This is a genomic window from Bacillus sp. JJ634 (genome assembly GCF_036962285.1).
GTDB lineage: Bacteria > Bacillota > Bacilli > Bacillales > DSM-1321 > Peribacillus > Peribacillus asahii_A.
The window spans coordinates 47,115-53,964 of the sequence record NZ_JBALMU010000069.1 but is presented as its reverse complement, the minus strand read 5'-3'; the positions used below and the strand labels follow the sequence as shown (position 1 = coordinate 53,964).

Annotated in this window: 7 protein-coding genes; all 7 read right to left on the bottom strand. The window is 37.3% G+C overall.

The annotated features are described in order from the left end of the window. The coding region (uvrC, locus tag V7068_RS12115) for an excinuclease ABC subunit UvrC (protein ID WP_499713003.1) at positions 1 to 690 on the bottom strand (690 nt) is incomplete at its 3' end. Between the two features lie 222 nt (positions 691 to 912). After that, positions 913 to 1,227 (bottom strand): thioredoxin, encoded by a 315-nt coding sequence (trxA, locus tag V7068_RS12110; protein WP_499713002.1) that lies wholly within the window; start codon positions 1,225 to 1,227, stop codon positions 913 to 915. Between the two features lie 174 nt (positions 1,228 to 1,401). Next, entirely contained in the window at positions 1,402 to 2,379 is a 978-nt protein-coding gene (locus tag V7068_RS12105; RefSeq protein WP_499713001.1) for an electron transfer flavoprotein subunit alpha/FixB family protein, read from the bottom strand. Positions 2,380 to 2,444: 65 nt separating this feature from the next. Then, a complete protein-coding gene (locus V7068_RS12100; RefSeq protein ID WP_499713000.1) occupies positions 2,445 to 3,218 on the bottom strand; it encodes an electron transfer flavoprotein subunit beta/FixA family protein in 774 nt (257 codons plus the stop codon). Between the two features lie 133 nt (positions 3,219 to 3,351). After that, complete coding sequence (locus tag V7068_RS12095; protein ID WP_499712999.1) at positions 3,352 to 4,125, bottom strand: enoyl-CoA hydratase; 774 nt, start codon at positions 4,123 to 4,125, stop codon at positions 3,352 to 3,354. A 145-nt stretch (positions 4,126 to 4,270) separates the two neighbouring features. After that, the gene (gene fadR / locus V7068_RS12090) at positions 4,271 to 4,858 is read right to left on the bottom strand and encodes a fatty acid metabolism transcriptional regulator FadR (protein WP_252286948.1); all 588 of its coding nucleotides are present in this window, start codon (positions 4,856 to 4,858) and stop codon (positions 4,271 to 4,273) included. Positions 4,859 to 5,026: 168 nt separating this feature from the next. Continuing rightward, the gene (locus V7068_RS12085) at positions 5,027 to 6,724 is read right to left on the bottom strand and encodes an AMP-binding protein (RefSeq protein WP_499712998.1); all 1,698 of its coding nucleotides are present in this window, start codon (positions 6,722 to 6,724) and stop codon (positions 5,027 to 5,029) included. Between the last annotated feature and the right edge of the window lie 126 nt (positions 6,725 to 6,850).

Here is a 6,850-nt window from a genome sequence, read left to right as displayed (position 1 = left end):
AACATCAATATGAGCAATTTGGTCACGTAACTCCTTTGCTCGCTCAAAATCTAATTCTTCAGCAGCGGCATGCATGCCCTCTGTTAACGCCTTCTTTATTTCGACATGTCCGCCATTTAAGAAACGATTGATTTCATCTACAATTTGCGTATATTGTGCTTGCTCTACCTCCTTCACACAAGGAGCAAGACACTGACCTAGATGATAATAAAGGCACACTCGATTCGGCAGCGTATCGCATTTACGAAGCGGATAGATTCGATCAAGCAGCTTCTTTGTTTCAGTAGCAGCAGTCACATTGGGATACGGACCAAAATATTTCCCTTTGTCTTTTTTCACTTTCCTTGTAATAAGAAGGCGAGGATGCTTCTCTGCTGTAAGCTTAATAAATGGATACGTTTTATCATCCTTCAACATAATATTATATTTTGGATCGTATTGTTTAATTAAGTTCAACTCTAAAATAAGAGCTTCAATGTTAGAGGATGTGACAATGTATTCAAAGTCTTCAATTTCATTTACAAGTCGTAACGTTTTCCCATCATGTGAGCCTGTAAAATAAGAACGCACACGATTTTTAAGCACTTTTGCTTTCCCGACATAGATAACTATTCCTTGACGGTCCTTCATTAAATAGCAGCCAGGTTGATCTGGAAGAAGGGCTAATTTATTCTTGATTTGCTGATTCATGAACTCCCCCGCCTTATCATTTCTTCTTATTATTACTATACAGGAAATAATCCTATCTTAAAAAATAGCATCTACATTATGAGAGACTAAAAAACAAAACTTATCACCTGTAATAGCGAAAGTTAATGTCTTTTCTTAATAGTTTAATCCTTAAAAACGATTAAACTTTCTTAAAGCAAAAAAAAATCTCCAAGTCTCAGACTCGAAGATTTTTTGCAATCATTAAGCGTGTTTAGCAAGAAGGTCAGCCAAAGCTTCTTTTGGTTGGAAACCAACTACTTTATCGACAGCTTCACCGTCTTTAAGAACGATTAATGTTGGAATACTCATAACACCAAATTTACCAGCTGTTTCTTGGTTTTCATCAACATCCACTTTAACGATTTTCGCTTTACCAGCGATTTCACTATCAAGCTCTTCAAGAACAGGAGCAATCATTTTACAAGGTCCGCACCACGGAGCCCAAAAATCAACTAGAACAACACCTTCGTTTGTTTCAGTTGCAAAAGTTTGATCAGTTGCATTTACAATAGCCATTTATAAAATCCTCCTCATATTTACTGAAATAATCAAAAACAGTATACCATTGATGATTACGTTCGTGCTATTAATTTGCTTCATCGCTAATTTTCCCGAAACTATATACATATATGTACACAAAAAAAGGTATTCATCAGACGAGCCGATGAATACCTTATGTATTTCTATAATTTAAGCATTTACTTTTAACTTCTTAAATTCTTCTGTTAAAAGTGGAACGACTTCAAATAGGTCACCAACGATACCATAGTCAGCAACATTGAAGATGTTTGCTTCTGGATCTTTATTAATAGCAACAATTACTTTCGAGTTAGACATTCCCGCTAAATGCTGGATAGCTCCGGAAATACCACATGCGATATATAGATCTGGTGTAACAACCTTTCCAGTTTGTCCAATTTGTAAAGAATAATCACAGTAATCTGCATCACAAGCACCGCGAGAAGCTCCAACTGCTGCACCAAGAACTTCTGCAAGTTCTTTTAATGGTTCAAAGCCTTCTGCACTTTTCACACCGCGACCACCAGAAATGATAACTTTTGCTTCTGAAAGATCTACACCTTCACTTGCTTTTCGAACAACATCTTTAATAATTGTACGTAAGTCTGTAATATTCGCAGACAGTGTAACAACATCCCCTGAACGAGACTCATCTTTTTGTAATGGTTCAATGTTATTTGGACGAATCGTTGCAAAAACTAGGCCGCCTGTAACAATTTTCTTCTCAAATGCTTTACCTGAATAAATCGGGCGAGTAAACACAGTGTTTCCGCCTGCTACTTCAAGAGCTGTAACATCTGAAACTAAGCCTGCTTCTAATTTTCCAGCTACTTTTGGTGCTAAATCTTTTCCTAATGAAGTATGTCCGATAATTAAACCGTCTGGATTTTCTGATTCAATCACAGCAAGCAAAGCCTGTGAGAAGCCATCAGAAGTATATTGAGCTAGTTTAGCATCTTCTACAACGACCACTCGGTCTGCACCATACTGAATTAATTCCACTCCTAAAGCTTGAACGCTTTCTCCAATTAACACACCAACTACTTCTCCGCCATCTGCAGCAACTTTTGCGGCACCAATTGCTTCAAATGATACATTTCTAAGTGAACCATCTCGAACTTCTCCTAATACAAGAAACTTGCTAGCCATTATAAAAACCTCCTGCGCTCTTTTTTATCTATTTACTCGTCTGTTTATTTCAAGATCTCTAATAATTAGATGACTTTCGCTTCACTGCGTAATAATTGAACAAGTTCACCAACTTGTGCAGAAATGTCACCACTTAGTACTTTTCCTGCTTCTTTTGTAGGTGGTAAAAAGATTTCAATTGTTTTTGTTTTCGCTTCCACATCATCTTCTTCTAAATCTAAATCATCCAATTCTAATTCTTCAAGCGGCTTTTTCTTCGCTTTCATGATCCCTGGTAAAGAAGGATAACGTGGCTCATTTAGACCTTGTTGTGCTGTTACTAACAATGGAAGAGTCGTTTCAATTGTTTCTGAATCCCCTTCTACATCACGCGTAACACTTACTGTTGTACCTGCAATATTTAAATCTGTAATCGTTGTTACATAAGGAATATTAAGAAGTTCTGCAACACGTGGTCCTACTTGACCAGAACCGCCATCAATCGCTACATTTCCTGCTATAATAAGATCTACTTCTTGATCTTTTAAGTATTGAGCCAATACTTTCGATGTTGTAAATTGATCTCCATCTTCTATGTCATCTTCAATATTAATTAACACTGCTTTATCGGCACCCATTGCTAAAGCCGTACGCAGTTGTTTTTCAGCTTCTTCGTTGCCGACAGAAACAACCGTTACTTCGCCGCCTTGAGCGTCTCGTACTTGAATCGCTTCTTCCACAGCATACTCATCATAAGGGTTAATAATAAATTCAGCGCCCTCTTCATTGATTTTGCCGTTAGAAAGCGTAATTTTTTCTTCTGTATCAAATGTTCTTTTCAGTAATACATAAATGTTCACGATAATCCCTCCTGAGTGTTTTAAATTCCTAAGATTCTGAAAAGTCAAAATCCATATATACTAAGTATTCTTCAAAATCCAACAAATTCCTTTAATGTTTTAGAAAAAAATATATTTTTTTACGTTTTTTTACTTATTTACCTGTAAAAAGCGGTTCTCTTTTTTCAATGAATGCACTAATTCCTTCTTTTGCATCGTTTGACTCGAAAATTGTTCCAAATTGTGCTGCTTCATTTGCCACACCTTTGTAATAAGAGTCATGCTTTAAATAGTTTAATTGTTCAATAATAGCTTTTAGAGCAAGAGGGCTTTTCTTCGCTACTTTAAAAGCTAGTTCTTTCGCTTTTGAAAGTAATTCTTCATCGGAGTAAGCTCGGTTCGCTAGACCATATTGGACAGCTTCCACTCCTGTAATCGGTTCACTTGTAAATAACATTTCCGCAGCTTTGGCTGTACCTACATAACGTGGAAGTCGTTGTGTACCTGCAAAACCTGGGATTAAACCTAATTGCAGCTCTGGTAAACCAAGCTTTGCTCGTTCTGTTACTAAGCGAATATGACAAGACATCGCTAATTCAAGACCACCACCTAATGCAGCTCCGTGAATAGCAGCAATGACCGGCTTTGGAAATTTTTCAATTTTTTCGAATACCGCTTGTCCATTCGCAGCTAAGGCAGAGAAAGCAGAACCATTGTCAATTTGAGTAAATTCCTTAATATCCGCTCCTGCTGAAAAGAATCTTCCTTCACCGTGAAGCAAGATAACTCTCACTTCTTCATTCTGACTAAGTTCATCTAAGACTTCGGATATCTCCTTAATCATTCCTGTAGAAAGTGCATTTGCAGGTGCTCTATTAATCGTAATAAAAGCAACATGGTCCTCAACTGCAAGCTTTAAGTACTCCATTTCTTCTCCCCCATCTTGGTTGCTGAATTCTCAAGTCATCAATAAGCACTTGATATGTATTCACTCTTCTTTTCCATTCGGAAAACGAGCTTCATTATCGAGTTTAGTTGAGGGCGACGATATCGCCACTCTTATCTAAACATCGTTAATTACTAGAACTACAACCATTTGTTAATAATCGATGAACTTCTGGGACAAGGTCTGTAAGTGAATATTTTTGATCATTTATCACCCAAGTTGTTGCCACTTCATCCATTGTGCCAAAAATCATATTTTTCATGAGCTTGACATTAAGCGTAGACCTGAATTCGCCGGTTTCTTTTCCTTCAATAACAATTCGATCGACAAGGTCTAAGTATCCTTTTAACACATCATTAATCCGATGACGCAATTCTTTATTAGATTGTCTTAATTCTAATTGAGTCACGATAGCTAAGTTCGGGTCTTCTGAAAGGATTTGAAAATGTTTTTGAATCAAGACAAACAATTTATCCACTGCGCTGGATTTTTCTTTAATACCTTCTTGAATCTGTTCAACAAAGTAACCCATTTTTTCCCGGAATAATGAAATCAAAATATCTTCTTTATTCTTAAAGTAAAGATAGATTGTCCCATCTGCTACTCCCGCCTGCTTAGCAATCTTTGATACTTGAGCTTGATGGTAACCATTTTGAGCAATAACAATAACGGCTGCATCAATAATTTGCATATACTTTGGCCTACTACTTTTCACTAGTTGTCTCCTTTCAGAAACATGAATGAATAATCATTCATGTTTCTATAATAAAGTGGTATTTTATTACTGTCAATAACATTTTTACAAAATAAAACCATTTATAGGATAACTTGTACAACCTAATTGTAGTTACGGAGCCAAAGATTATCGCTCCGTATAATGCGATTATGCTTTCTTTTCATCTTCAGCCCATTTCTTTTTCTCTTCTTCTATGAGCACTCGACGTAAAATCTTCCCAATCGTTGTTTTAGGCAGCTCTTCTCTAAACTCATATAAGCGCGGAACTTTATAGGCGGCTAAATGCTTTCTAGCAAACTCATTAAGCTCCTGTTCCGTGACTGTATGACCAGATTTCAAAACGACATAAGCTTTGACCGTTTCACCACGATATGGATCAGGAATTCCAACGACTATTACTTCCTGCACCGCTTCATGTTCATATAGAACCTCTTCAATCTCTCTCGGATAAATATTAAAACCACCTGCGATAATGGTATCTTTTTTACGCTCCACAACGTAGAAAAAGCCTTGTTCGTCCATATAGCCTAAATCTCCTGTTAAAAGCCAGCCATTTTTAAATGTATTTTCCGTATCCTCCGGGCGATTCCAATACCCTTTCATCACCTGGGGACCTTTAATACCAATCTCCCCTATTTCATTCGTTTCTAATGGTTCACCTGTTTCTAACGATAAAATCGCGGCTTCCGTATCCGGCCACGGGACTCCAACACTTCCCTTTACACGCGGTTCATCCCAAATAAAGTTAGCATGCGTGACGGGAGACGTTTCAGAAAGCCCATACCCTTCTACTAATTTTCCGCCTGTGACCCGTTCAAATTGTTCCTGTACTTCTAGAGGTAGAGGAGCGGAACCACTTAGGCAGGCTTTAATAGAAGAAAGGTCATACTTCTTCAAATCAGGGTGATTCAAAATTCCAATATAAATAGTCGGTGCTCCAGGAAATATTGTCGGTTTGTGCTTATGAATCGTTTTTAACACCGTTTCTACATCAAATTTCGGTAAAAGAAGCATCATATTGCCATCAAAAACGGACAGCAGCAATACAGTTGTCATGCCATATACATGAAAAAACGGCAAAATACCAAGCACCTTTTCCTGACCTGGTCTGCTTTTATATAACCAAGCTTGACACATCTTCGTATTTGCGATTAAGTTTTTATGAGTCAGCATAACTCCCTTTGGAAATCCTGTTGTCCCCCCTGTATATTGTAATAGGGCTACATCATGGTCGATATCGCATGAACTGGATATTTCTTCCGGTACATCCTGCTTCATCACTTCTTTAAATAAATGATGATTGCCAGCATGCTCTACTTTTACAACGATACCGTATTGTTTCTTTTGAATAGAAGGATATATAAGGTTTTTGGGAAAAGGAAGGTAGTCTTTGATAGCGGTTACAATAATATGTTGGATATTCGTTTTCGGGGCAATCTTTGCAACACGCGGAAACAAAATATCCATCGTGACAATTATTTTCGCTTCTGCATCTTTCATTTGATACTCTAACTCTCGTTCTGTATATGTGGGATTAGTCTGTACAACAACGCCTTCAGCCATCAAAATACCGAAATACGAAATAACAGACTGTGGACAATTGGGCAATAAAATAGCAACACGATCACCTTTTTCAAGACCTAATTCTTTCAAATAAGCAGCAAACTTTAAAGAAGATTCATACACTTCCTTAAATGTAAGCTCTCTACCCATAAAATGAATAGATGCTTTATAAGGATGTTTTACAGCAGATTCCTTTAAATACGCCTGCACGGGCTTATCATCATAAATCAACGTCGTCGGTATCCCCTCTGGATACATCTGTTGCCAAGGTTTATTGCTCATTTAACCCCTCCCTTAATCCAAGTTTACTAATCATTTCTATTATAATACAATTACCATTTCCTTACAATTAAAGATTTTGAGAAAAGAAATCCCATTGCAGTGCGCTGACACCGACCTTGCCCTCTT

What these genes read in the sequence shown, in the direction of transcription:
- trxA (WP_499713002.1), bottom strand. Translation starts at nt 1,227, where the DNA reads ATGGCTATTGTAAATGCAACTGATCAAACTTTTGCAACTGAAACAAAC.
- V7068_RS12105 (WP_499713001.1), bottom strand. Translation starts at nt 2,379, where the DNA reads ATGGCTAGCAAGTTTCTTGTATTAGGAGAAGTTCGAGATGGTTCACTT.
- V7068_RS12095 (WP_499712999.1), bottom strand. Translation starts at nt 4,125, where the DNA reads ATGGAGTACTTAAAGCTTGCAGTTGAGGACCATGTTGCTTTTATTACG.
- V7068_RS12085 (WP_499712998.1), bottom strand. Translation starts at nt 6,724, where the DNA reads ATGAGCAATAAACCTTGGCAACAGATGTATCCAGAGGGGATACCGACG.